The organism is Desulfosarcina sp. BuS5 (genome assembly GCF_028752835.1).
Taxonomy (GTDB): domain Bacteria; phylum Desulfobacterota; class Desulfobacteria; order Desulfobacterales; family BuS5; genus BuS5.
Genome location: NZ_CP087952.1, coordinates 1,286,068 through 1,312,060, shown reverse-complemented (window position 1 = coordinate 1,312,060; position 25,993 = coordinate 1,286,068). Strand labels below are relative to the sequence as shown.

Below are 25,993 nucleotides of genomic sequence, written 5' to 3'. Positions count from 1 at the left end.
GATAGGATAATTGATAGGATGATTGCTGATCCGGGCTAATTAAAGCTCCTGAATTGTTCGTGCAATGATTGTATCCTGTGTTTTCTTATTAAGCCCTACAAACTGGGCGCTGTAACCCGCAACCCGGACGATCATCTCTTCAAAATCCTCCGGTTTTTCCTGGGCTGCAAGAAGTGTTTCATTATCCACAATATTAAACTGAACATGGTTAATGCCAAGATCACACCAGCTTTGGATATAGGAATTCCAAATATCAAAACCCTTGTCACCAGCAAGCTGGGTTGGTGAAAGTCTCTGGTTAAGCAGATTGGCCCTGAACATATTTTCATGCTCCAGTTTTCCAACTGAATTCAATACCGCAGTAGGACCTTTTTTGTCATTCCCCGCTCCGGGCGAACAGCCGCCGTCATAGCAAGTATCGCCTAATCGCCGGCCATTGGGCAGAGCGCCAAGGAGATTCGAGCAAACTGTGTAAGCAGCAACATTTTGCGGAACGCACGGAACGCCTTGAGCATGAGTACCCCAGCACTTGCAGGGCATGCAGACTTCATCACGAACTCTTTCATGAATCTTGACAATAATATCATCCGCATATGGATCATCATTACCCCACTTAGGAGCCTTGACAAAATCCATCCGTTCTTTTTCATAACCTTCCCAATTGGCCTTCAAGAACTCAAGAAGCTGAGCCATTGTATATTTCTTTTCATCATAGATCAGTTTCTTGCAGGCCACCAGAGCATCACACCCGTCCATCCAGATAAAGGTTGTAACCCAGGCATTACCGTATTCTTTCCGTGTAAAGGCATTAATACCGTCTTCCACACACATTTCATAGGTAGCGCTCAAATGCGGCCGCCCATGGATTTCTTCAATATGATGGACAATATTTCTAATCTTGACCGCATCCCAATGAATAACCTTGAACTGCTCAATAAACGCATCCATAAGCTGATCAAAAGTCATCTCGCAGGGATCGCCTGTCTTGGGGCCGATCTGCATATTAAATACAGGATTAAAGCCGTTCCACAAGGCGAGCTCCATACATTTTGAACCCAGTGTAGTGCAGGAAGAATAACGCATCGGCATGCAGCCGTGCTTGGTTTCCGGGGCAGGTACAATACAAGCCTGGGCAACCCAGGTCCGGGCCTCTTCTTCGGGAGTGTTGCTCCAGAACATATTGGCCTTGATGAGAACCTGATCATTACGGATATTTGGATAACCAAGCCCGTGGCGAATACAATCGAAACAGTTTTTCAAAATATCTTCCGGCATCTCTTTATTATAACGGAGTGCAAAGGTCGGGGATACGCATCTTACATACCTGGCTGCTTCCATAAATACATTAATCAAATCCCTGTAGTCCATGGTTCCATCAGGACGCATTCCGCCAAAGGTCCATACATACGGGCCGGGGTCACCTGTCATCAGCTCACGCCATTGCCTGTTCCGGCAGCTTCCGTATTCATAAGATCTGATCAGGTATTCTCCAACATAATCTACGGCATCCTCTCTTGTTATATAACCGCTTTTCATATCCGCGTCAAACCAGTCGCCGAACCACCAGTCAGGATGTGCCGGCCAGGCGCCATCCGGTTTTTCTCTTTTCCTGGCCATAGTCTGGAAATGCTCAAACTGAAGCGCTTCAGGGAAATTTCTGGGCCGATTTGCCGGTACCCATTCACATCTTTCGGAAATATCCAAAAGCTCTTGCTTTCTTTCAGAATCGGTTTCAAAATTTTCGGAAATAATCCGCGCCAGTCTTGCCAGACGTTTAGCATAAAGAATTTCAGATTGAAGAGTCCGCTTCATTGCCTCCCAAACAGGAACTCTCTGCAGGTAATGTTCTTCATCCGGAAAATTCGGCACCGCGCCCATCTTGTAAAGAACGTTACTTGCTTCTTTAAGGCCCGCGTCAATCTCTTCGATAATGGCATTAAAACCCTTACTGTAATAAGTAAACTGGGATGTGCAGTAAAAAAGGCCTTCCAGGTGAGGTCCACCGGTATAGGTCTGGGATGTACGGCACATGATTTTGTGACGCTTGCTCATAACCTTCTCAGCCATAAACTGCTGGGTATAAGGCTTCATGATTTTCAGGCATTTTTCAACTTCATCACGTTTATCCATGTCAACCAGTTCATCACGGTCATTAAATATATCTTCATTAAGACCGAATGACAGGTTCGGTACCCAGAATACCTCATGGGGAGCAGCGGCGCAGCAACCTACGATTCGTGAATTATCAACAATATAAACAGGCAACTTTTTATTAGTATTTTCCAGCGCCCTTGAAAAGGTTGTCATATAGGGATCAGACCTGGCATCCTCATCATCAAAAATTTCAGCAAAAAGGATTGGGCCGTCAGCACCGACTTTTGTGCCGGGCAGATATGCGCCTGCTTTAGCGCCTTTTGACCAAACTGCTTTTCTCAAATAATCAATCCTGGGTGAACGTGCTTGCTCGGCCCACCACCAATGCTGGTTATTATCCAAAAATCCTTGCAATTTTGCTTCTTTTGCGTCAGCCATTTTTATACCTCCACTATCTGTAATAATTTTTATCGGTTGGAGCGCCCATCTTTACACCTGAGGGAAGATCGCTCTTTTTCATCGGCTTTGATGTCCAATATCCGCAACGTGCATCAATAACACGTTCAACCAGTTCCCCCTGTTCTTTATCATCTTCAAAAGGGAAAAACCACTTTTCACCTTCATAACTTTTTGCAGCCATTATGTTTTATCTCCTTCATTTAATTTTACAAGAATTTTAGAATCCGAGATCATACTGTCAGATATAAGCGCAATCCATACTGGTTAATAATCAACCGAATTGCATTATGATCCTTTCGGCTCAAACTCACTTTACAATACAACTATCAGGATCAGGCCCAGCACTTTTTATCAGCCACCCTGTTTGTCGGAATGAATCCCGATACCCTTATCGGAATGAAATGGAAAACTTTTGCAATGCGCGGTAAAATCAGTAACTTCACCTGTTGCTTCGGCAATCCAGTTCATTGCATGACATTTTGGGCACTCATGCCAGCTCATTCCATCATCAAGCCTGATGTTATACAGATATGCAAAAGTCTCTTTTGGACCTTCATGGCCGCATTTCTCACATTTAACGTTCATTAATAAATTCCTCCTCAATTTATATAATATTTGTATCCTGATTTAATTCCCGGTCAGGCTTTTTCTTCTTCCCTTTAAACACCTTCCCACGGAATTTCCCTGTTCCCCAGGATTGCGGCCCCCTGTACTCCTCGTTGCTGAAAAACTCATCGCAGACTTCCAGATGCCCGCACTCGGGACATTGCCTGTATGCCAGAGTTCCGGTTACATTGAGATTACCGATAAATTTCCAGATACCCCTTCCACCTTCACAACCACATTTTGAGCATTTCATGACCACAACCCGCAACCTCCCATAGTATTCCTATTTCTCGTCAAAACCTCTGCCGGCCCGAACTGCAGGACCCCACATCTCTTCAGATGAATCAGTCTTTACCCTCTCAATTTCTTTGAACTTCGGACAACCTTTTATATCTTCATAAATATTAACGATTGCGGGGAATCCATCTTCATCCGCCATTTCCATACAAGTCCCTTCTTCAGCAGCTATGTTTGCTCCATCAGGCATAAAAAACTGGCAATCACCGTGTCTTGGCATTCTAGCTCTCCTTTTTTTTAACATGTTAATATTAATGCTTATTCAATTTGATAATATTTTTCAGTTTTCTGATGTTTAATAGAACATAAATTTCAATTTAGTTATTAACTTCATCACCCCCCTTTTAATTTCTGTTCATATGGATTAGCAGTAATTCATGTTCATGCTGTTTCTACAAGCAATAGATATGCCAAGATTTTTAAATAAATATTATTTTATTGATTTAATGTGATATCAATAAGTTATTTTAAACTTATTCCAAAAATAAATTTTTTCAATTTCGGCCAAAAATTCTTTTTAGGACAATATGTCCGATATGCCGGCCGGCTTTTTGAAAAACAGGCAAGGCGCCTTCTTTGAAATCAATCACCCCAGCCAGGTAACTTTTTGCAATGAACGATGACGTCAATTGTTATCTATAACGCAGTGAAATTATTTCTATTGAAATCTATCCTGGTTCCGTTTCAAATCAGTATTTTTGCTTGCTACTTTGGCTGAATTGATATATCTTAATAACATAATCTGCTTCAATATCTGGACGGAATTTAATTATAGATTTTCAGGCATACTTTATTTTTTAGTATGGGAACGGGGACGAAATTATTGAATGCCTGAACTAAAAATAGACAATAATTTTGAAATATGAAATCCAAAAAGATGAGTGTCTATGATGCAAAAAACAAATCTGCCTTTATTTGATCCAAAAAATTGTTCCTATTCTTTTTTAAAAATCCTGGCCCATGCTTTTGATCAAATGGATTCCATGACCTGGGTTTTAGATACCGAAGGAAAAATTTTATTTTCAAATTCAGCAGCTCTGAAGTGTGCGGATATCTCGTTAAACCGGGTTGAAGGGTCTTTTTTGGGCGAGTCACCCTGGAGAAACTATTCCCCTAAAGCCAAAAACATTACTGCCGCAATGATAAAAAACGCTCTTTCCGGCAGGTCTGTCGTGGCAGAAGACTCAATCGCCGCACCTGACAGGTTGATCCCTGTTCTGTTTTCAATATCCCCAATCCGGGATTCCAACGAAAACATTATTGCATTAATTTCTGAAGCAAAAGTAATCCAGGAATTGAAAAATCTTCAAAGAGAATATTCAACCCGCCTTGAAACCAAAATCCATAAAGTTGCCAAGGCGCTTAAAAAAACCAACCGGCTCAATAGAAATCTTGTTGATTCCGCACCTGTCGGTATAATTTTTATTAATGAACAGGGTCGACTTTTGTTTGCCAATCCCCGGATGAAGCATATAATAACGGCATTGGGAATTGCCGGGAACTCCATAAAAAATAAAAAATTATCCGAGATTGGTATTTTTCAAGCCGATTCCTTCTGGAAAAAGATAAATAACGATTCGCTCCTGGAAATCAGCCCGGGCCAGGTAAAAATGCTTTTTTGTCATAATAAAAATATAAAAATGTATTTTGAGGTTCATGCCGCTCCCCTTAGAGGCATTTCAAATAATTACAAGGGAACTGTTCTGATTTTTGATGATGTTACTGAACGTAAAGGTCTGGAAGAAAAATTACTTAAAGTACGAATCCGATCGGAAAAAATGAGCTCAATTAAACTCCTTATTTCAGGGATCGCTCATGAGCTTAACAATCCTCTAACCAGTATCATTGGCTGTGCGGAATTTCTTATGGAAGACGCAAATTTAACCAATGACGTCAATGAAGCAGCCCGGATCATAGAAAACGATGCCAAAAGAGCCGGCAAGATTGTGAAAAACCTGCTTGCGTTTTCATGGAAATCCACTTTTGACGGAAAGGCTGTCAATATAAATGAGGTTATCAGAACTGTTATGGGGATCAGGGTACATCAGTTGATAGAAAGGAGAATTAAGGCCGTTCTAAAGCTTACCGAAGAAATTAAACCGGTAAAGGCAGACTTGACCAAGATGCAACAAGTGATTCTCAACCTGCTCAGCAACGCAGTAGATGCGATTGGATCCAGCAGGATCGGGAATAAAATTATTATTCGGAGTAATATGGATGGGGATTGGATTGTTGTGGAGATAGCAGACAACGGTCCCGGTATCTCTGAGGAACACTTATCAAAGATTTTTGACCCCTTTTTCACTACCAAACCACATGGCAAGGGAACAGGCCTTGGTCTTTCCATTGCTTACGAAATTATCCAGGAGCATGGTGGTTCTATTACAGTGAATTCACCTCCAACAGGCGGCTCCACTTTTATTATCCATCTTCCGGTTTATACCGATTTTATACCCAAGCCTGTTCAACAAGTAATAGGCCATCCCTGGATTCCGTCAAAAGTACTTGTTGTTGATGATGAAAAAAATATTCGTCTTACCCTTTCAAAATATTTAACTGACCTGGGGTGCCGGGTAGATACTGCTTCAAATGGCAAGAACGCCCTGGATAAATTAAAAGCACAAGTTTATGATCTGATGCTTTCCGATTTAAGGATGGCTAACATGAACGGACTGGTATTATACAATCAAGCAAAAGAAAAATACAAAAAATCGGTGAAACAGTTTGCATTTATGACCGGTTTTTCAGAATCACATATGGAAAGTGTTATTGAAGCGCCGAATATTCCAATTCTGCACAAACCATTCAGCCGCCGGGATATTTTGCGTTTTTTAAGAAAAATTGAAATATAGATTATCAGATAATTACCCGATTTTAAAATTGGACGCAAGGCCGGGGGGTGTAGGGGTTCAAAATTTTGAACCCCTACACATACGACCGATAACGCAGTGAAATTATTTATGTGACAATCTATATAACTTACAAAACAAGGGATCTCCCAGGAGAAGCGGGAGCAAAAAATGAAATTAAAAATACTGGTAATTGATGATGAAAAATCAATCCTTCAAACGTTCAAGTTACGGCTTACCCGCTGGGGGCATGAAGTTTTCCTGGCTTCAGACGGAAATTTCGGTATGGATTTATTGTCCCAGGTTGATTGCGATCTTGTTGTTACTGATCTGAAAATGCCGGGTATGGGTGGAGAAAAAATAGTAAAATTAATAAAACAAAACCATCCTGAAACCGAAATTGTGGTTATTACCGGTTATGCCTCAGTGGAAGTAGCTGTAGATATAATGAAAGAAGGGATTACCGATTTTTTTGTAAAACCCCTTAATTTTGATCAAATACATATTGTTATTGATAAAATCTGTGAACGAATTGCTTTAAAAGAAGAAAACCGTCTCCTTAAAGACCGGGTCGGAGAGCTGAAAAATAAAATCGAGCAGCAAGACCGTATGTACAACCTGGTGGGTAAAAGCAAAAAAATGCGGGAAATATTTAAACTTATCACTAAAGTTGCACCCTTGAACACCACTATTTTGCTTTCAGGTGAGACAGGTACCGGCAAAGAAATGATTGCAAAGGCTATTTATCATGTAGGTACACGAAAGGACGGCCCAATAATTACAGTTGATTGCGGCACCCTGACGGAAACTCTCCTGGAAGCGGAACTGTTTGGTTATGAACAAGGGGCCTTTACCGGAGCTGTGGGAACTAAACGGGGCCGCTTTGAACAGGCTGACGGTGGAACCATATTTTTGGATGAGGTTGAAAATGCATCGCCGGCAGTTCAAAAAAAACTTTTAAGACTTATCCAGGAAAAAACATTTCAAAGGCTCGGTGGTGATGCCCCCATCAAGGTGAATGTTCGGGTTATCGCCGCTTCCAACCAGAATCTGCTTCAACTGGTAAGGGAAAAAAAATTCAGGCAGGATCTTTATTACCGCCTGAACGTAGTTCCCATTAATATTCCCCCTTTGAGAGAAAGAACCGAAGACATTCCTTTATTGACACGCTATTTCGTAGATATTTACACAAAACGCCTTGAACAAAAGCCTATGGAAATCACCCCGGAATCAATAAAATTACTCATCAACTATTCATGGCCCGGTAATGTCAGAGAACTTATCAATGTAATTGAGCGCACAATTATTATGACACCGGGCAATACGATCAATAAATTTTATCTTAGTGATGAGCATGAACCGGAAGACAACTTTTCAATAACAACAAAAATCAGTCTGGATCCTCCCTTAAAAGAACAGATTAGCCTCCTGGAGCAAAGGTATCTTTGTCTGGCACTTGAAAGATATCATGGCAGGATAAAAGATGTAGCGGAGCGATCGGGATTAAATGCCCGCACACTTTTCCGAAAAATGGAACAGTATAAATTGAATAAAAGAGATTTTAACTAGTGCATGGACGAAAACCATCTATCATTTCGAGCTTTTTTTCTAAACGAAGATTTAAAGCGATTAGCTTTTAGGCGTTAGGTATTAGCGGGTGCAATATAAAAAAGTTATTCGATTATCAGCCCTGAAAGGGCTATACATACCAGCCCAGGGCACAACGGCCCTGGGATTTTAATATCCTATAACCAACGTTAACTGTGAACCTATAACTGTGAACGGTTACAATTTGTGTAACTTTTTTGTATTGCACCCTAATTAAACCAATAATTTTGATTTAAGAACTTCTTCTAAACGCATTGGCAGTTGATCCAGGGAATCCAAAAGGATTGCATCATTACCATACTGCCTGGATAATATTGCTTTCATTTCTTCATCTTCGCAAACACCAATGGTAACAAAATCGACATGTTGCCTTTTGCAAAATTCAAGGGCTTTTTTTACGCTAAGACCACAGTTAGGTTCCCCGTCGGTAAGATGAATAACAAGTTTCCGCTTATCATCCGGCAATTTCATGGCAGTAGTAACAATGGCCTGACCTGTTGGGGTTCTTCCTGTGGGACGGACAGTGTAAAGTGTGCTGCTGTAAGATAAATCATTTACTTTGCAAATTCCGCCGCTTTCAAAATAGGCATACACAACCAGTCTGTTTTCAGTACCTTTAACTGCCTGGCAAAGTGATGCAAAAATACGTTCGGTTTTTACCCAATCCTTTCCCCCACGTGTCACCCCTCCCGACATGGAAGCTGAACCATCAACCAGGATGGCTATATTCCTGGTATTATCATTCAAAAAATACTGTTTTTGCCTGAATACCAAACCATCAATTCCGGATCGGTAGAGTCGTCTTCCATCAAGTTTTCCCAATGTCAGATAACGTCGATATCGATAACGCCTGCTTCTGAGGTTTCTCTGCTGCTTGAAAATCCGCCTTAATCTTGCCACCAGGTCTACATCCGGGTCAATGAGACAGCGCAAGGTTGATTTTACAAAGCAGGTTTCCATTATTCTACCTTGTTCATTATCGGAAATTTCTTCAATTTTTTCATCAAGAGTTTTACCTTCCCGTTTTTCCAAAGAATCCTTAATATTCTGCATTAAAACAAGATTTGATTCAATCTCCGGGCTATCCTCTTGCACTTCTTCATTTTCAGCAAGCTGATCTTCTCCTTCAGCTTCATCTCCTTCTTCAGATTCCCCTTCAGTTTCTCCTTCCTTATCAGGGGCTGAATATTTTTCATAAACAGGTTCAACCCAGGTATCGGATCCGGCTATTAAATCATACCAGATATTTAGATAAAACTCGATCCTGGCCTGAAAACATTTTGAGATAGACTTTATCTCCAAAAATTTAATGATTTCTTTTTTTGCCTGAAGCAGTCTTTCAAACAGGGGATAATATTCCGGATTCATATAAACAGCTAATTTATCGAGGAAAATATGGTCGGAAAAAACAGATAGAAGGTTTCTGAGGGTCGGCTTATTTTTTATATTAGATTTATTTTGGGGTCTAATATATTGCCAGCAATCCGGGAGATAATATCTCCAAACAGTATCATTGGCCAATTCCCTAATATAAATATCTTCGAAAATATTGACAAACAATTCTACGAGTTCCTCCCTTTTCGCAGGCATTGTACCAAATTTTTTGTTAAGCTTTTTTTTGAGCATTGATATAACCACATCTGAAAGAACTTTACAATGGAATGCCTCCCTTGCAGTGACGCCCACAAGAATATCCATCTTTCCAGGAGACAATGGATAGGCACCTTTTGCCAGATTAATGTCGATTTCAATTTTTTTTCTGGGATTGGGAGCAGACATTCCTGTCCATTCAATCTCTTTTAAATTAGTAGCTATATGCCCCCCAACTTTGCGCAAAGATAATAAAATCTTCAGCAATTCCTGGGATTCTACGGGAGACTTATCTTTTCTCCAATATTCAGAGTATCCATACGATTGAGAAGTGCTCATAATATTTTTCCTGTAAACGCTAACTCGACAAAAAACCTGGGAAAGTAATGTTAAAATATAAAATTATTTTCAAAAAAATCTTAAAAAACAAGTCAATAGAGTTTATCCGGCAAAAGGCTCGTGCGGATGATCAAGAATTGCACCAAATTTTTGAAGTGAATCCTTTCTTACTTTTTCGGCCTCTTTTTCACTTAAATTTTCCGATTTAATCCAATCTTCCAATAACCTGCCACCGGGGAGCCACATTGAAACTGTGTCCCTTTCAGGAACCCATGCTTTAAGTTTTATTCCGTACTGTTTCAATATATCCCAAACTTTTTCACTGTTCCGTTTATCACAATAAACATACATGATGCATTCTTCCAGCCCAAGATGTTCAAGCGGCTTCCGGTCATATTTAAAACATGCGATTAACCCTTCTTCCAAATAAGGATCCAATTTTTCAGCAAGCTTGTCATGCATATCTTTTGATCCCAAAACAAGCCATTTGCCCCAATAATCAAGATACTCTTGATTGGTTAAGGGCTTTCCTTTATAGGCTACGTATTTGTATCCTTGATAAATACGCGAATGGTAACCAAAAATAAAATGGCTGGCAGGTTGATCAACAATCATTATATGGAACCTGATCTATTACCTCATCCGGAAAGGTAATCTTTAAGGATTCATCCAAAACTTACTCCAGGTTAAAAGCCCGCGATAGAGACGCAAAATTTTGCGTCTCTACCTCATAGAAAGATATGTCTGTATATAAATAATTTCACTACGTTATCAGTCGTCGGAGTAGGGGTTCAAGATTTTGAACCCCTACCACCTCCGGCCTTGAGCCGAATTTTAAGATCGGATAATTTATATAAAAATCTATATTATGCTGCCCAAGCGGCAACTTTTTTTGTTTTAGATTTTATTTCCTTTAATTTTTTATATAAAATTCTTATTTCCTCCTCAATTCCAGGCAATGTGAGGACACGATTTTTTTCAGAAGCATTATTGATAAGTTGCTTTGCTTCATCATATTGTCCGTTTTTAATAAATTCCCGAGCCTGACGTAACTGGTCAGGCACTTCCGATTCTAATTCAATATGTCGATTGCAGCTCACCTGAGCGCCACAGCGAGGGCATTCCCTCACATCAACAGGGCCGCTTCAAGAGCTTTGACAGATATATTTAAAATCGGAAATCAAACCTTCATACTCACATTTATCGCATTTCATAAGAAAACCTCCTTTTAATTTTTTATATGAGATACTTATAGTATTTTCAGATAATTAATTGCACAAGGCCAGAGGTGGTAGGGGTTCAAAATCTTGAACCCCTACTCCGACGCCCGATAACGCAATGAAATTATTTACGTGGGCATCTATATCACCTCTTTAATCCCAAACAATTCAAGTCGGCATTTTTTTAGAAGCATACTTGATAATCAAGTCATGGCGGAAGCTATAACCGATATCTGTTTAGCAGCTTCTTTTGCGTTTCTTATATTACAAATCATCCTGACGGCTTCCACCATAGCTTTAAATTCATCAGTGCCATTAACATAAATTGGATCATTTCTTCTTATATTTGAGTCAACTACGGGTGATTCCTTGCCTTCGGGACGTAACCACACAGTATCTGTTTCAGCAACCGTACCATATTCAAAACGGTTATTATCTATGGTATAATAACCAGATGGATTTTCCCAGATCTCCCACATTTCCTCATCCCATAATCCATAATCACGTGTTTCAGACATATCCTTATCCCCTTTAGACATATTCTTATCTCCTTTAATAAAATGTTAGGGGGTACAAATCCTTTTTAACCTGCAGCTTTCATTCTTGTTACAGTTGCATATTTAAATTACCGGGGAAAACTCAATGCTTTTTTTCATTCCCATGCCCCGTCATCAGTAACATCAGGTTAAGGATACCCCTTTTTAAAAACCTAATGTAACAAATTAATCATGTTCTGCTGTTATGTCAATCATTTTATCCGGCTCCTGCTATACGTTCAATCCAATTATATAACATTATACCATAATATTATATAAATGCATAAAATTTTAACCTTGTGTAACCTTTTTTATATTGCACCCTGGAAAAGTTCTTTGACTTTCGTTTCATCTTCAATTATGCTTTCTAATAAGATTGATAGATGTTCAAATAAATAATTTCACTGCGTTATCGGTCGTCGGCGTAAGGGTTCAAGATTTTGAACCCTTACGCCACCCGGCCTTGTGCCAAATTTTAAAATAGGATAATTATCTAAAAATCTATAACAGTACGCCTCCCTCAGGTAATTATCCAAAAATCTATAAGTTAAAATTCCGCTTGAAATAAAATTAATAAAAGGAGTTACAAATGACGCAAGCAAAAACAGGTGATACCGTAGAAGTCCATTTTGTCGGAAAACTTGATGATGGGTCGATTTTTGATTCTTCGATGGAGCCGATTAAATTTAAAATTGGTAAAAAAACTATGCTGCCTTTATTTGAAAATAGCCTGGTTGGAATGCAAAAAAATGAGAGCAAGACTATTACAATTGCACCTCAGGATGCTTATGGGGAATATAATGATCAACTTTTATTCATAATAAACAGATCAGACTTTCCACCGGATTTTGTACCTAAGAAGGGAAAATTGATGCAGGGTAGATCTGATCAGGGAAATGTCGTTGATGCCTATATAAAAGATATCAATGAAGATAAGATAACTATGGATGCCAACCATCTACTTGCCGGTCAAACTCTTACTTTTGAGATTACATTGATGGATATTCTGCCTGATGATGGCAAAGATTAGGCTCATCGAAATGAGCACCAATGTTGGCCCGCAGGGGCACGATGCATCGTGCCCCTATTTTAAATTCGTAATTATTACCACTCAATTTGGGCTGATTTCCCAATCTCTTTTTGCAGTTCCTCCAGGTTAAGTTGATACTTATTATCAACCTGCCTTGTGACACTTTTGATTATTGACTTCATGTCATATCCCCGCATATCAGGTTTTTTATGCTCCTCTACCATTTTTTGTTTTAATTCATTATTATCTTTTTGAAGTTTGGTGATGTACTCATCGCCTTTATCAATATTTTCACTTGCTATTTTTATATTTTGCTCACTCAGGTTTCTCTGGGTCCTTTGAACATGTTTAGCATCCTGGGAACAATCATTGATCAATATATCTATTTTATTATCAATAACATATTTCATGATATCATACGTGCTTTCCCTGGATATCATCGGGGATATATAAAACTGGGACAAGTTCCGGTCCAGAACAGATCTGCCCAGGAAAGAATCATAAACATAGACTTGATTTCTCTGAAAATATTCAATGACTCTTTTATGTCCCTGGAGAAATTTTTGCATTTCGTTTACTCCCACCGTGCTCATTTCTCCAAAATTCATTTGATACACACCCATCTCTTCCAGGCGGTAGATCCACTCTTTATCAATCAAAAACTCCTTGAGCTTCCGGCATCCAGGGGTCTCTACATTTACATAATCCATTATTCCTGTCGCAATTTTGAGATTATCCAGGACTTTGGGATTAAAATTACTTCCTCCTATATGGAATCTTATTTCTCTTATACCGACATCATAAAGCATTTTCAGCTTATCCTCAGTAACAAGCAGACCATTCGTATATATCCACTGATAAATGTGATTATGATATGTAGAAATAAAATGAGCCAGGTTGAAAACCTTGTCCAGATATATGAATGGTTCGCCCCCGGAATAGCCAATGCCACCTGTATTTTTAGCTGACCAAATTGCCTCTGGATCATTGAACATATTTTTAGCGTCTTCAATATGATATGTATCATTTATGAGATCCGGACGCTCCGGATCCATCATTTTCTCCTGCTTTGTGCCCTGGGCGCAATAGACACAATCTATATTACATTTCTTGCCCATATACAGGCACAGCCATTTCCCGGCTTTACAGGCCTGACAGCCCTTTGACAGAGTCTTGGAGCTTGGAGTTTTAGTCCACACGGATAATTCATCATCAGAAATTTCAAGTGAATCTTTCAGCTCTTCCCGTCTTTTGTAAATTTTTTCAAGAAACTCCATCCGGCTTAATATAGGATATGGACTATTTATATTTATGTCTTTTAAAGAAATCATCAGTTAAGCTTTCTCCAGATAATCAATAATTGATTTTGCCAATTCTTCCAGTTTAATATGCCAGCCATTTTCGTCTTTGCGGGTGGTCCGCCGGATTAACGGTTTCAGCCAGTCCTGTGCCTGAGGTCCGTTGTATTGTTCCAGCATTTTCATCTTTTGTGATTCGATTTTTGCCAATTCTCCTTGAATATATTCAGGAGGCTGAAAAGCAGCACTTTTCGCCATGCTTGTCGTGAGTTCAATAACATTTCTCTGAAACCTTTGAAAATGCTTGGCATCCTGGGAACAATCATTTATCACAACATCTACCTTATTCTCCACTGCATATTTCATTATATCATACATAATCTCTTTAGAAACTATTGGAGATATATAAACTTCCGACATATCTTTAGCGGTTGTCGATTTCCCAATAACGGATTCACAAACATAAAGTTGGCCAAGTTTCTGAAAATATTCTATGACCCGCTTGTCTCCAATCTCATTTATCTTATTTAAATGTAAAATAGAAGTGGAGCCAAGTTCACCCATGCCTATCTGGTATACACCGACATTCTCCAGCCAGTGTATTCTCTTCTTGTCAATCAAAAACTCCTTTAGCTCAGGAGTTGCCGGTGTCTCTATGTTTACGTAATCCATAATTCCACTGGCCATTTCCAGATTATCAAGAACCTTTTTGCTGAAATTTGTTGCTCCGATATGAAATTTTATTTCTTTTACTCCATTGTCGTACAGCGCCTTTAGTTTATCTTCGGTAACAAGCAAACCGTTTGTAATTATCATCTGATAGATATGGCTGTAATATCTGGATACGAAATATGATAAACTTAAAACTTTATCCAGATATATAAAAGGCTCCCCGCCCGAATAAGCGATGCACCGGACATTGGGACCTGCCCATATTGCATCCGGATTATTAAACATTTCCATAATTTCCGTAAGATGATATTTGTCATTTATTAGGTCAGGGTCTTCCGGCTGATTCCACTTCTCCTGTTTTGTACCTTGAGCGCAATATATGCAGTCCACATTACATTTTTTTCCGACATAGAAACATAAATATCTTCCAGCCCGGCATGCCTGGCATCCCTTCGACACTATCTTGCCGCTGGGAGGTTTTGCCCAGACGGATAGTTCATGGTTGTCAATCTCGAAAAGATTTTTCAATCCCTCTTTTTTTTTACGAATTCCCGCACTGAACTCTAACCGGCTCAATATCGGATATTTTGAATTTATTTCAATATCTGTTTCCATAAATAATTCTTACTCCCTACCCTTGGAACCTGTTTCAAAGTTGCCAGGACTGCCGTTCCCATGATTAAAACACCACCGCTCAAAGTTCTAAGCGATGGAACCTCACCAAACAGGATCAACGCAAATATAATTCCATAGACCGGTTCAAGTCCGGCCACGATGCTTGCAATTTGTGCTTTTACATGCATCAAACCACTAATAAACAACGTATGTGCCAGGGCCGTGCAAAATATACCCAGAACCATCAAAAAAAAAATATCTCCGGTGTGGATCTCCCATTCTTCAAAAAACAGAAATGGAAAAAGAACAACCGCGGCAAATGAATTCTGAAAAAATGTTATTATTAAGGGTGAATAGGTTTGAACATACTTTCTGTTTAACAGCGATAATACAGCAAATGTAAATCCTGACAAAATGCCCCAGGAAATACCCTGGGTAATATTATTACTAAAACTAAAAGAAGGAATGATCAACGCTACCCCGATACAAACCAAAACCGCCAGGCAAACAGAGAAAAAGGTTAATTTTTCCTTAAAAAAATAAGGCTCCAGGATTGTGACGAAAAAAGGGTAAGTTGAAAAGGTTAACAACCCTACCGCCACTGTTGAAACCTGGATAGAATGAAAAAAAGTAACCCAATGAATTGATAGAATAATGCCCATCGCTGCCAGAATTTTAAAATCCCTACCGGATTTAATTGTTAAACTTTTTTTATGACAAGCTATTATTAAAATTAAACATATAGAGGCGAAAACGGTGCGTCCCAAAACAATCAGCAAGGGCGGCAACGAAAGAAACTTTCCGAATAAACCGGCCAGGCCGAATAAAAAGACTGCACAATGTATTTCAATCATACCGGGCTATTCCTTCCGAAGTATAACAGTAGAGACGCAAAATTTTGCGTCTCTACCCCTCTGGCCTTGTGCCAAATTTTAAAATCATGTCATTATCTAAAAATCTATATTATCCAATTTTTCTTCAGAACGACCGCGCCAGCAAAGGGGGTCTTCCGCAAAGACATCTTTTTGCATATGGTAGGCGTTTCTCCGACAGCCTCCACAGATATATTTGTAGGAACATTTTCCACACCGGCCGGTCAACTTTTCACGGTCCCGCAGCTCTTTAAGAATTTCTGAGTCCTGCCAGATTTTAGAGAGAGGCGTTTCCTTTAAATTCCCCAGCAAACCGTCACCATATCCGCCGCAAAGTCTTACTTCACCGGTGGGAGATACAAATAATGAGTATATTCCTGCAAAGCAGCCAACACAAAAATCATAAAAATTGGTGCCCAGGTTTAAATTGGTACATATTCGTTGCCCTTTTTTATCCTCGGAGATAATATAGCGGTTCTCAAAACCAATTGAGCCTGCCCCTCGTTCAGCCTGGGTTTTATAAAGGAGGCGCTGCATATCCCGGCGCTCCCTCCTGGTTAGGATCAGGGAGTCCTGACCTGCGGCCCGGCCTCTTGCAAAAAATTCCTGCACATTCAGATTAACGCCATATTTGGCTGCAATCTCGATCATTCCAGGAAGCTGATGACAATTGGTTCGGGAAATAGTAAAGGAAATGCGCACCGTCAGACGGGCATCCTGCAAATTCTTCATAGCTGCGATTACCTGGGCATAACTCCCGGCGCCCCGGTTGGCATCATGGGTCTCAATGTCGACCCCGTCCAGGCTTACCATGACCTGTTTCACACCAGCACTCGCAATCCGGCGGGCCATGTTGCTGTTCAGGGCCAGCCCATTGGAAACTATGCCAACACTATCTATCTTGCGAGCAGCATAAGCGGCCAGCTCAATAATATCCTGCCGTACCAGGGGTTCACCGCCCCCAAAGGATAGATGACTAATCCCCGAGCCGGCAAGGTTGTCAATAACCTTTTTAGCCTCTTTGGTGGTCAATTCGCCTTCAACAGGCTCTCCGGCACCTGCACCACACAACTTGCAGTTAAGGTTACAAGCATTGGTTATACTGAAACCAACCATTAAAGGAACCGGATTTTTAACCGCATCGTAATATTTTTTTTTAGTTATTTCTAAAAAATTCATTGATAAAATCGCTGTCAGCGTCTCCTCCAAAATTTCTGCCTTGACCGGCTGAACAAACGTAAAAGAAAATTTTACTTTCCAAGCCGGTTACAAAACACGTCAGGTTATAAAAATATCCTACTGCGGCCAGCCTGCAAAAGGCCTGTCCGGATAATCCAGGATTTGTGAAAATCTGCCCCTGGAATCATTCCGAACCTCTTCCGCTTTAATTTCATCCAGTTTCTCAGACCGAATCCAGTTCTCCAGCAATCTTCCCCCGGGCAGCCACATATTAACGGTTTCCCGATCATGAATCCAGGCTTTGAGCCTTTCTCCCTGGATTGCTAATATTTTCCAGATCTCATCCCGATTCCGATCATCGCAAAAAACACACATAAAACATTCCTGCAGTCTTAAATTAGTAAGAGGCCGACGGTCATATTTAAAGCAGGCAATCAGACCGGATTCTACATATGGATCCAGTCTGATTGCCAATGCATCAAGCTTGTTTCTATCTCCGGAAATAAGCCATTTCCCCCAATGTTCAAGATATTCCCGATTGGTCAACGCTTTGCCTTGATAAGCAACATATTGATATCCTTTATATATTTCAGAATGATAACCAAAAATAAAATGAGATTGAGGCTGATCGACAATCATGTTTTAACTCCTGAATTTTATACTATGGGTTTTCATAAAAATAATTTCGTGCCCTGTTTTAGCGCTTTCGTAATTGTTTTATTTTTTTTACCTTCAAGCTTCCTACCAGGGATTCAATTCATATTTTTTTAAATGTCTTTTTAATATTTTAACAGATGGTCTGTCCAGGGGAAGATCCTTTTCAAGGCAGTTCATAAAAATATGTAAAGGAGTATTCTTTCTCGCATTCATCATCTTGTTAATCAGGATATTATCGGTAAACCTTTTATACTTACGGATAATCTGTTTTTCCTTTTTAGAATTTACCACCAGCTCTCTTATGGCTTCAACTACGTGCATATAAAAAATCTGCCGCGTATCCGCCTCCAAAACATTGGCAGGGCCCTGCAGGGAGGCCTGGTTAAAAAACTCGGAAATCATGCCCAGCCTCTCCCTTTTCTTCTGCATGGGAAGGCCGGCATACTCCTGCAGAAAGCGCCCCAAGCCCCCGATTTCTCTGAGCAGGGCCTTTATCCGAACTTTGGTCTCCACATTTATATTCTTGATAATCCGGTTAATTCGGTTAACCTGCTTCCTGTAAGTCTTAATGCTTTTAGAAAGCTTGCGAAACCTTTTTTCTTCAAGTTCGGAACGACTTTGATTCTGCATCAACGTCTCAAGCTCTTCCTCCAGCAGCAGCAGATTCATAAAGGGATCGGCAGTTGTCCGAAAACGGTTCACCGGTGTGGGGAATGGGATCGATACCTCTCCGCCTGCTTTCTGCAAAGAGATATTTTCCAAACCCTCGACGAACTCAATATCAATTATACCTTCATCAGGGTCAGATAACTCTTTAATCTGAAAATCTTTTTTGACAGCACGATCATACAGAGGAGACCCACGAACAAGACCTATTTTAACAGGGTTAATAAAGACTGCGCTGATCTCGATAAAATCTTTATATGATTCCATTACCAAGAACCTTCGGCAGGTTGACTCTATGGCCTCTTCCGGATACGCATCAGGACTCGGCCAGATGACAAAATGTACAACCGTAATCCCCCTTTCTCCTGACTTTCTGGTCAAACGCATTGCATCAACAGCAGTATAACGCGCTTCCGGTTTCAGCCTTACAATATCCGCATCATTAAAGGATTCCGTGCCGAAGGATATCTTTTTCACTCCAGCTTTTTGCAGCAGATCAAGAAGTTCAACATTAATCCTGTGGGGCGCATATTTTTTATCATTTGATATGAAATTATCTATCCTGCCGTTAATCAAAAAGGTGAAACGTTTATTCAATCCCTCTTCAATAATTCTGCCAAATAGTTTATTTGCCCTCCTTAAGTTATAAATCATATTGTCATTGGAAAACATTACCCTCGTTATATCACGATTTTCAGCGATTTCTTTAAGGATAGCTATTATCCGATCTATCGAAAGAAACCTAAGCCTTTTGCCGAGTACCCGCGAGCAGAAAGTACACCCGTACGGACACCCACGTTCCGTAAAGACAGAGACCATATCACTTCCGTAATCACAATAATGTGAAAAATCAAGCGCTTCGAGTTGATTCCTGGTTAAAAGGGGGTATTCGCCGTTCATAAACAGGCGGCCGTCTTTCAGAAACATAATGCCGGGAATATTTTTTAATCGTTCTGAATCCGGTATTGTTTTAGTGATCTCTTGTATTAGCAAACTAAAGGTAAAATCGGCTTCACCTCTCAGGGCATAATCGGCCTTCAAGCTCCTGAAAAAAGATATCGGTCTGCTTTTAAAAGCAGGGCCTCCGAGTATAATCCTGGTGGCCGGCAACCTATCTTTAATTTCTTTGACCCATTCCCGGGCAAGAATATGTTCTGCTAACTGATCGTAAACTGTAATCAGAACGAAATCAGGTCGAAGCTGGATTACTGCTTCAATATTAGGAACTATTTCAAAACGGTGAACGCCTTCGCCCCGTATTAATCCGGCAAAATATTCAGCTGCGATACTGTTGGTTTGGGTTAAAAAAACAAATAAGGACATAAACTCTACTCGGCATATTTAAAATATTTAGAATATATATATTCCCAGGCTCGATTATTAACCCGGGCTTTGGCATTTTTAATTCATAAGACTCAAAAAAATTCATGGCATTCCGCATCTATGCTGGAAGGTCACCTTCAAATCTATATAATCAATAATATGTTGCCTGAGCGCTGCAACAAGTTTCTAACCACCGACAGTTACATCCAGGCCCCTCTCGGTAAACAATTCAACAAAACTCAAAATATCATCATCCGAAAACTCTTTCGCAGCAGGGAAAGGATAATCATAACCAAAAAGTCTGTATTTTGCTCCTGCGTATGGATGATAAGGCAGCAAGTCCACACCAAGAATCTGCCCGGTCTCATCAAGCGTTTCAACAAACTCCGCTGTTTTGGCTAAAGCTTCAAGAATATCCGTACGATCGGGAATAACGGGCACCCTGATCCTCATGGGAATCCCTTTGGCTGACAGCTTTTTTGCGTTTTCAAGACATAAAGCATTATCTCTACCTGTAAAATCCTTATGCACTGCCGGATCCATATGTTTTATATCATATAAAACAACATCGGCCCAATCGGTCAGCGCATCAAGTTTTTGCCATGACACATACCCGCATGTATCAAGCGCGGTATTTATACCCCGTCCCTTGGCACCTTTTAATAATGCAAGGGTAAACGCAAACCTTGTTGTTGGCTCGCCGCCTGAAATAGTGAGACCGCCTCCGGATTTTTCATAAAACACATGGTCCTCTTCAACAACATCCAATAGATCGCCGGCCCTGATAAAAATGCCAAAGATATTCAAAGCGTCAAACTTGCAGGCTTCCACACAGCTTTCACACATGATGCATAAATTTTTATCAATGCGCAGTTTTTTTTCTTCAGGAAAACTAATTGCTCCTGTTGGACAGGCTTTAACACATTCACCGCAGCCTGTGCAATTAATAACTTTAGGCAGTATTTCAGGGTATTGAGACATCCCCTCGGGATTATGACACCATTTGCAGTTCAGAAGACAGCCCTTCAGAAACACGGTTGTTCTTATCCCGGGCCCGTCATTTGTTGAAAATAATTGAACATTTGTAATCACACCCAAGGTATCGTCAGATACGTTAAGATCTAATTCTTCCGGTTCATTATCTTCCGTTTCATTATTATGAGATTCATGTTTTTCCACCAAAAAAACCCTCCTTTTTATAATCCTTTTGATAATATAACAAGTAAGTATAAAGCGCCTGGATTTGATGGATCGTTTGGCACCATCATTTTATAAAATTAATAAAATCCAGTAACTTTAGTTAGTGCCTGAACGAAAACTAAAAACAGATACTATTTAGGATAGTTAAACATTATTCAAAAAACGAAAATTTTCGAAAAGCTGTTAGCATTTAGCCGTTAGCTATTGGCTCAAGGAACTATCTGTTTGATTTTAAAAGCTAACAGCTAACGGCTAACGGCTAACGGCTAACGGCTAACGGCTAACGGCTCAAAAACTTCGATTTGGAAAACATCCTTAACCTACCGTAAATATGACAATTTCAGCTTTTCGTTCAGGCACTAGTTAACTTCAAACTGTATAGATTTTTAGATAATTAATTTCTCAAGTATATAAGGGAAAACCTGGGGGGCAGCGTACTTGCAGTACTTTGACCGAAGGTTTTGACCGATACCGCTGTAAAATTATTTAAATGGAAATCTATAGCTCATTCGATTAAACGGTCAGCGGTTAACCACACAGATGGTAACTTTTTATTGTAACTGTTCACGGTTGCCGGTTTACGGCTGACATTTTTGTCAGAGCTTCCGTTTCCGTTCCCATAGTTGAGTTGTTGTTGAAATTGTGGTGATGGCGGCCGGGCTGTAGAGACAAGGCATGCCTTGTTTCTACTGTGTTGCCGGCGTTACAGTTCTATTTTCAACCGTAAACCGTCACTTTTTATTCAACATATGATACCAAAAACGAATTCAGTTTACAAGGTCTGAATATTATAATATTGAGTCATATAAAATTGTCCCCAGACCTGTTGCGCTAATAGAGCAGAATAAAATTTGCAAAAACAATGCCGAAATATTGATACAGCTTTTATTTAACTATGGCTTTTTAAATAATTAATCCATAAGATCAGGGGAAAAAGGCGTATGATAATACTCCGACGATCGATAACGCAGTGAAATTATTTATGTGATAATCTATATAATTTCCTAACCAGTTGGCAACAGCAGCCGCCTGGATCAGGTTTTATCCCAAAAAAATAATTTTTATAGAAGATATAAACAGAACAAAAAAAAACGGTCATTTTGTCAATACCGGCCAATATTGTCCAATATTATACCCTCCGCCAAGCCCTTCTATTATTTTTTACTGGATCCAAAGTATAAGATGTTAATAATCTTCTTGGCAATCAATAAAATTTTATATATATACCTCATAAAGTTATAAATTTAATGGACTGAACTTCAATAGCTGCGTTGCTCAGGCTCTGATGGTTTGCAAACTCAACAAATCAATTCGATATGTGACTAAAAAAAATGGTAATTGCAGACATAGGGTGGATACCTAAGATTGTTTATTCACAAACATTAATAATAAGGGAACTGGAAGGAAATAATGGAAATATGACAAAAACACATTCATTCCATATTCCTGTAATGGGAATCGGATTTACTGTTGATACTCCATTAAAGGTTTCTCAATACGGAATTGATTCTGTAATTTCTTTAGTTGATGACATTCTACTTGAAAAGTTAAGAAAGATGTACTGCGATAAATTTGAAATTCCTTATAATGAGATTACAGAAAAAACCGAGGATTTCAGAGCAAAAAGGATTACGTCCTATCTTAATTTAATGAACAACCTGGCAAAAAAAAAATTTGAGAAATTAAAAAAAGTCACTATTGAGAAAGGTAACAAGATAAAAGAATACCTCAATATGTTACCTGACAGTTCAAGCATAAATCAAAAATTCAATAGGTTAACGGCAGAATATTTTGATTTAAATGAAGTTGGAAACTGGATAAAAGACAACTTGTCAATGGGCAGTATTGATGTAAATATTATGACCAAGATTGATAAGGGGAACTATATTAATGATGAAAAATTACCCATAAAATACAATGACGCTCATGCTGCGCTCAGGGGGTATGCGAATAGCGATTTAAAATCTTCCATAATACTTTCGGCAGGAATGAATCCTAGATTATATAGCTATTTAGAGCAATTTGAAGATTTCCATCCTGATAAAAATGGGGAACTAAAAAAGAAAATTGTTTTAAAGGTCAGTGATTACAGATCGGCTTTGATCCAGGGTAAATTTCTGGCTAAAAAAGGACTGTGGGTTTCAGAATACAGAGTTGAATCAGGACTTAATTGCGGTGGACATGCTTTTGCAACAGATGGGTATCTCTTGGGACCTATATTAGCTGAATTCAGGGATAATCGAAAAGAACTGATGAAATTAATTTACGAAATCTTGGTTCAGGCGCTTTCCAACAAAAACCGTTCAATACCTGAAAAAAAATTACCGTTAAAAATTACTGCTCAAGGTGGTGTTGGTACGGCTGAAGAACATCAATTTTTAATCGAACATTATCAACTTGATTCCATTGGATGGGGCTCCCCTTTTCTTTTAGTCCCGGAGGTAACTAACGTTGATAAGCCGACTATGAATAAATTGAGAGAAGCTAAAGAAGATGATTTGTATTTAAGCAATATCTCTCCTTTGGGCGTTCCTTTCAATAATCTTAAAGGGAACAGTAAAGATCTTGCAAAATTATCTTTTATTGCAAAAGGAAAACCTGGTAGTCCATGCCCTAAAAAATATCTTGTTTCCAATAAAGAGTTTACTGAAAACAAAATTTGTACGGCTTCACGTCAATACCAACATTTAAAAATAAAAAAACTTGATAATGAAGGACTATCTTCTGATGAATACCAAAATAAATTTAAAAAAATAGTTGATAAATCATGTCTTTGTGTGGGGTTAGGTACGTCTGCATTGTTGGTGAATCAAATAGATACGAAGGCTGAAGGTGATGGAGTCTCTATTTGTCCGGGTCCAAATATGGCGTATTTCTCAAAAATAATGAGCTTAAAAGAAATCACCGATCATATTTACGGCAGAGCGAATATGATCACAAGAACCGATCGTCCGAATATGTTTATAAAAGAACTAAAAATTTACATTGATTTTCTAAAAAATAAAATAGAAAAAACAAAAGTTTCCATGACAAAGAAACAAGGAAAATACCTGTTAACTTTTGCAAAGAATCTAAATGAAGGAATCAACTATTATTACAGCTTATTCACTGATTTGAAGGAGGTATTTGAAGACACAAAATCCAGTATTCTAAGTGGGTTGGATGATAGTAAGAAAACTTTACATCTTCTATATTCAGAAATAAAAAATCTATCAGTAACAGAAAACAGAATTAAACCGGGCGGCTTACATGAAAAATCTTGACCTCTTATTTATCATAAGATAAATTAAATTTTTTACTTGGTTAACGGAACACGGTGCAATTCCGTGGCGGTCCCGCCGCTGTAATCTGAAATATCGATTGCTTGCAAATTTTCTTGCTGTCACTGGGTTATGAAAAATAACCTGGGAAGGCGCTGTCGATTGTTATCAGTAAGTCAGAAGACGAACCAGGGAATTTTTTTGTAGAATTCGATGGCAAAGGGTTCTGTAGAACAGTTATGTTCTGCCGGAGCCCTTTTTTAATTTCCGGCGGGTCATATTTTATAAAAAGGAGTATAATTATGACTACCCAGATTGAATTCGCACAACAAGGAATTATTACAGCCCAGATGAAAAAGGTCGCGAAAGATGAAAACTTTTCACCTGAAATTATACTAAAGAGGGTGGCTTCCGGTGAAATCGTTATCCCGAATAATCCCGGCCGTATAAATCAGAATGTTGTCGGTATAGGCCTAGGGCTTAGAACCAAAGTTAATGCATCCATAGGCACTTCATCGGATATATGTAATATTGATGCTGAAATTCGCAAGGCCAAAGCAGCCCGGGAAGAAGGAGCCGATACCCTTATGGAACTCTCCGCCGGCGGTGATCTTGATGCAATCCGCAGGGCGGTTCTTGCAAATACCAGCCTCCCTGTAGGGAACGTTCCCCTGTACCAGGCATTCTGTGAAGCGGCCCGGAAATACAAAGATCCAGGCAAACTCGACCCTGAATATCTATTTGATCTTATTGAAAAACAGTTGGCGGATGGTTTAAGCTTTATGGCGATCCATTGCGGTATTAACCAATATACGATTGAAAGACTGCGCAAACAGGGATATAGATATGGTGGTCTGGTATCAAAAGGGGGTACATTCATGGTTGCCTGGATGGACAGAACAGGCAGGGAGAACCCTCTTTATGAACAGTTTGACAGGGTCTGCGCAATAATGAAAAAATATGATGCCGTTCTTTCACTCGGCAACGGCATACGGGCCGGAGCCATACACGACAGCCATGACCGCGCTCAAATGGCTGAGATGATAATAAACTGTGAGCTTGCCGAAGAAGGGAGAAAAATGGGATGCCAGATGATGGTCGAAGGCCCGGGCCATGTGCCCCTTGATGAGATTGAGGGTAATATAATGCTTGAGAAGAGGATGAGCGGTAATGCTCCCTACTATGTTCTAGGCCCGCTCCCTGCAGATACCGGCGCAGGTTATGACCATATTGTAGCTGCGATCGGCGCCGCCAGTTCCGCCAGATTCGGAGCCGATCTTATTTGTTACATCACCCCGGCTGAGCACCTTGCCCTGCCCAATGAGGATGACGTGCGCGAAGGTGTCAGGGTGACTCGTATCGCAGTGAGAATCGGAGATATATCTAAATATCCTGATCGGCGTGAAAATGAAAAAAAAGCCGCAAAAGCCAGACGCGATATGCGCTGGGGAGACCTTGAAAAGGTTTTGATGTTTCCTGATGTGGCGCGATCTGTACGTCAAAGCAGGGAGCCTTCCAAAGAAGAGACATGCACTATGTGCGGTGATTTTTGTGCCATGAAAAAAGGAATGGAAGTCTTTATGACTGATATTGCAGGCGACAAGGTTTCAACACAAAGATAAA

21 protein-coding genes and 1 riboswitch are annotated in these 25,993 nt (G+C 39.7%); of the genes, 5 read left to right on the top strand and 16 right to left on the bottom strand.

The features are described from left to right. Window positions 1–39 precede the first annotated feature (39 nt). The 5 genes from BuS5_RS06550 to BuS5_RS06530 form a co-directional block, all read right to left on the bottom strand. Window positions 40–2,532 (bottom strand): pyruvate formate lyase family protein, encoded by a 2,493-nt coding sequence (locus BuS5_RS06550; protein ID WP_027352796.1) that lies wholly within the window; start codon window positions 2,530–2,532, stop codon window positions 40–42. A 13-nt stretch (window positions 2,533–2,545) separates the two neighbouring features. Next, the gene (locus BuS5_RS06545) at window positions 2,546–2,734 is read right to left on the bottom strand and encodes a hypothetical protein (RefSeq protein ID WP_027352795.1); all 189 of its coding nucleotides are present in this window, start codon (window positions 2,732–2,734) and stop codon (window positions 2,546–2,548) included. A 170-nt stretch (window positions 2,735–2,904) separates the two neighbouring features. Next, window positions 2,905–3,138, bottom strand: a complete 234-nt coding sequence (locus tag BuS5_RS06540; RefSeq protein WP_027352794.1) for a hypothetical protein — start codon at window positions 3,136–3,138, stop codon at window positions 2,905–2,907. Window positions 3,139–3,157: 19 nt separating this feature from the next. Continuing rightward, complete coding sequence (locus BuS5_RS06535; protein ID WP_027352793.1) at window positions 3,158–3,412, bottom strand: hypothetical protein; 255 nt, start codon at window positions 3,410–3,412, stop codon at window positions 3,158–3,160. A 30-nt stretch (window positions 3,413–3,442) separates the two neighbouring features. Next, window positions 3,443–3,676, bottom strand: a complete 234-nt coding sequence (locus BuS5_RS06530) for a hypothetical protein (protein WP_027352792.1) — start codon at window positions 3,674–3,676, stop codon at window positions 3,443–3,445. Between the two features lie 667 nt (window positions 3,677–4,343). On the opposite strand from BuS5_RS06530, the gene BuS5_RS06525 reads away from it, so the two are divergent. Both BuS5_RS06525 and BuS5_RS06520 read left to right on the top strand, forming a co-directional pair. Further along, the gene (locus BuS5_RS06525) at window positions 4,344–6,308 is read left to right on the top strand and encodes a PAS domain-containing hybrid sensor histidine kinase/response regulator (RefSeq protein WP_027352791.1); all 1,965 of its coding nucleotides are present in this window, start codon (window positions 4,344–4,346) and stop codon (window positions 6,306–6,308) included. 168 nt (window positions 6,309–6,476) lie between these two features. Further along, window positions 6,477–7,874, top strand: a complete 1,398-nt coding sequence (locus BuS5_RS06520; protein WP_027352790.1) for a sigma-54-dependent transcriptional regulator — start codon at window positions 6,477–6,479, stop codon at window positions 7,872–7,874. A 252-nt stretch (window positions 7,875–8,126) separates the two neighbouring features. Here BuS5_RS06520 and BuS5_RS06515 read toward each other — a convergent pair whose 3' ends face one another. The 4 genes from BuS5_RS06515 to BuS5_RS06500 all read right to left on the bottom strand — a co-directional run bounded on the left by BuS5_RS06515 (window position 8,127) and on the right by BuS5_RS06500 (window position 11,601). Further along, on the bottom strand, window positions 8,127–9,842 hold the full coding sequence (locus tag BuS5_RS06515; protein WP_027352789.1) for a vWA domain-containing protein: 1,716 nt from the start codon (window positions 9,840–9,842) through the stop codon (window positions 8,127–8,129). Window positions 9,843–9,944: 102 nt separating this feature from the next. Beyond that, entirely contained in the window at window positions 9,945–10,457 is a 513-nt protein-coding gene (locus BuS5_RS06510) for a hypothetical protein (protein WP_051374531.1), read from the bottom strand. A 251-nt stretch (window positions 10,458–10,708) separates the two neighbouring features. Beyond that, on the bottom strand, window positions 10,709–10,906 hold the full coding sequence (locus tag BuS5_RS06505; protein ID WP_035264135.1) for a hypothetical protein: 198 nt from the start codon (window positions 10,904–10,906) through the stop codon (window positions 10,709–10,711). A gap of 359 nt (window positions 10,907–11,265) precedes the next feature. Beyond that, window positions 11,266–11,601 carry a hypothetical protein gene (locus tag BuS5_RS06500; protein WP_027352787.1) on the bottom strand — a complete coding sequence of 112 codons (336 nt, stop codon included), beginning with the start codon at window positions 11,599–11,601 and terminating at the stop codon, window positions 11,266–11,268. A 586-nt stretch (window positions 11,602–12,187) separates the two neighbouring features. Here BuS5_RS06500 and BuS5_RS06495 point away from each other — a divergent pair. After that, on the top strand, window positions 12,188–12,628 hold the full coding sequence (locus BuS5_RS06495; RefSeq protein ID WP_027352786.1) for an FKBP-type peptidyl-prolyl cis-trans isomerase: 441 nt from the start codon (window positions 12,188–12,190) through the stop codon (window positions 12,626–12,628). A gap of 74 nt (window positions 12,629–12,702) precedes the next feature. Here the strand turns inward: BuS5_RS06495 and BuS5_RS06490 are convergent, their stop codons facing one another. From BuS5_RS06490 to BuS5_RS06460, 7 genes are all read right to left on the bottom strand, one after another. Further along, on the bottom strand, window positions 12,703–13,959 hold the full coding sequence (locus BuS5_RS06490; protein ID WP_027352785.1) for a radical SAM protein: 1,257 nt from the start codon (window positions 13,957–13,959) through the stop codon (window positions 12,703–12,705). 3 nt (window positions 13,960–13,962) lie between these two features. Beyond that, entirely contained in the window at window positions 13,963–15,213 is a 1,251-nt protein-coding gene (locus BuS5_RS06485) for a radical SAM protein (protein ID WP_027352784.1), read from the bottom strand. After that, the gene (locus tag BuS5_RS06480) at window positions 15,192–16,067 is read right to left on the bottom strand and encodes a DMT family transporter (RefSeq protein ID WP_027352783.1); all 876 of its coding nucleotides are present in this window, start codon (window positions 16,065–16,067) and stop codon (window positions 15,192–15,194) included. The genes BuS5_RS06485 and BuS5_RS06480 overlap by 22 nt, the downstream gene beginning before the upstream one ends. Window positions 16,068–16,163: 96 nt before the next feature. Beyond that, window positions 16,164–17,264 (bottom strand): radical SAM/SPASM domain-containing protein, encoded by a 1,101-nt coding sequence (locus BuS5_RS06475; protein ID WP_027352782.1) that lies wholly within the window; start codon window positions 17,262–17,264, stop codon window positions 16,164–16,166. A 117-nt stretch (window positions 17,265–17,381) separates the two neighbouring features. Then, window positions 17,382–17,903, bottom strand: a complete 522-nt coding sequence (locus BuS5_RS06470) for a hypothetical protein (RefSeq protein WP_051374530.1) — start codon at window positions 17,901–17,903, stop codon at window positions 17,382–17,384. Between the two features lie 102 nt (window positions 17,904–18,005). Beyond that, on the bottom strand, window positions 18,006–19,910 hold the full coding sequence (locus tag BuS5_RS06465) for a B12-binding domain-containing radical SAM protein (protein ID WP_027352781.1): 1,905 nt from the start codon (window positions 19,908–19,910) through the stop codon (window positions 18,006–18,008). 186 nt (window positions 19,911–20,096) lie between these two features. Further along, on the bottom strand, window positions 20,097–21,089 hold the full coding sequence (locus tag BuS5_RS06460) for a glycyl-radical enzyme activating protein (protein ID WP_198012169.1): 993 nt from the start codon (window positions 21,087–21,089) through the stop codon (window positions 20,097–20,099). 1,352 nt (window positions 21,090–22,441) lie between these two features. Between BuS5_RS06460 and BuS5_RS06455 the strand changes: the two genes are divergently transcribed. Together BuS5_RS06455 and thiC are read left to right on the top strand one after the other, a co-directional pair. After that, a complete protein-coding gene (locus BuS5_RS06455; protein WP_198012168.1) occupies window positions 22,442–24,373 on the top strand; it encodes a hypothetical protein in 1,932 nt (643 codons plus the stop codon). 20 nt (window positions 24,374–24,393) lie between these two features. Then, a riboswitch (cobalamin riboswitch) is annotated at window positions 24,394–24,577 on the top strand. 95 nt (window positions 24,578–24,672) lie between these two features. Then, window positions 24,673–25,992, top strand: coding sequence for a phosphomethylpyrimidine synthase ThiC (gene thiC, locus BuS5_RS06450; RefSeq protein WP_027352778.1), 1,320 nt, complete (start codon window positions 24,673–24,675; stop codon window positions 25,990–25,992). Window position 25,993 lies beyond the last annotated feature (1 nt).

What these genes read in the sequence shown, in the direction of transcription:
- thiC (WP_027352778.1), top strand. Translation starts at nt 24,673, where the DNA reads ATGACTACCCAGATTGAATTCGCACAACAAGGAATTATTACAGCCCAG.
- BuS5_RS06500 (WP_027352787.1), bottom strand. Translation starts at nt 11,601, where the DNA reads ATGTCTAAAGGGGATAAGGATATGTCTGAAACACGTGATTATGGATTA.
- BuS5_RS06490 (WP_027352785.1), bottom strand. Translation starts at nt 13,959, where the DNA reads ATGATTTCTTTAAAAGACATAAATATAAATAGTCCATATCCTATATTA.
- BuS5_RS06485 (WP_027352784.1), bottom strand. Translation starts at nt 15,213, where the DNA reads ATGGAAACAGATATTGAAATAAATTCAAAATATCCGATATTGAGCCGG.
- BuS5_RS06525 (WP_027352791.1), top strand. Translation starts at nt 4,344, where the DNA reads ATGATGCAAAAAACAAATCTGCCTTTATTTGATCCAAAAAATTGTTCC.
- BuS5_RS06510 (WP_051374531.1), bottom strand. Translation starts at nt 10,457, where the DNA reads ATGATTGTTGATCAACCTGCCAGCCATTTTATTTTTGGTTACCATTCG.
- BuS5_RS06535 (WP_027352793.1), bottom strand. Translation starts at nt 3,412, where the DNA reads ATGAAATGCTCAAAATGTGGTTGTGAAGGTGGAAGGGGTATCTGGAAA.
- BuS5_RS06545 (WP_027352795.1), bottom strand. Translation starts at nt 2,734, where the DNA reads ATGGCTGCAAAAAGTTATGAAGGTGAAAAGTGGTTTTTCCCTTTTGAA.
- BuS5_RS06470 (WP_051374530.1), bottom strand. Translation starts at nt 17,903, where the DNA reads ATGATTGTCGATCAGCCTCAATCTCATTTTATTTTTGGTTATCATTCT.
- BuS5_RS06540 (WP_027352794.1), bottom strand. Translation starts at nt 3,138, where the DNA reads ATGAACGTTAAATGTGAGAAATGCGGCCATGAAGGTCCAAAAGAGACT.
- BuS5_RS06520 (WP_027352790.1), top strand. Translation starts at nt 6,477, where the DNA reads ATGAAATTAAAAATACTGGTAATTGATGATGAAAAATCAATCCTTCAA.
- BuS5_RS06465 (WP_027352781.1), bottom strand. Translation starts at nt 19,910, where the DNA reads ATGTCCTTATTTGTTTTTTTAACCCAAACCAACAGTATCGCAGCTGAA.
- BuS5_RS06550 (WP_027352796.1), bottom strand. Translation starts at nt 2,532, where the DNA reads ATGGCTGACGCAAAAGAAGCAAAATTGCAAGGATTTTTGGATAATAAC.
- BuS5_RS06480 (WP_027352783.1), bottom strand. Translation starts at nt 16,067, where the DNA reads ATGATTGAAATACATTGTGCAGTCTTTTTATTCGGCCTGGCCGGTTTA.
- BuS5_RS06455 (WP_198012168.1), top strand. Translation starts at nt 22,442, where the DNA reads ATGGTAATTGCAGACATAGGGTGGATACCTAAGATTGTTTATTCACAA.
- BuS5_RS06530 (WP_027352792.1), bottom strand. Translation starts at nt 3,676, where the DNA reads ATGCCAAGACACGGTGATTGCCAGTTTTTTATGCCTGATGGAGCAAAC.
- BuS5_RS06475 (WP_027352782.1), bottom strand. Translation starts at nt 17,264, where the DNA reads ATGAATTTTTTAGAAATAACTAAAAAAAAATATTACGATGCGGTTAAA.
- BuS5_RS06515 (WP_027352789.1), bottom strand. Translation starts at nt 9,842, where the DNA reads ATGAGCACTTCTCAATCGTATGGATACTCTGAATATTGGAGAAAAGAT.
- BuS5_RS06495 (WP_027352786.1), top strand. Translation starts at nt 12,188, where the DNA reads ATGACGCAAGCAAAAACAGGTGATACCGTAGAAGTCCATTTTGTCGGA.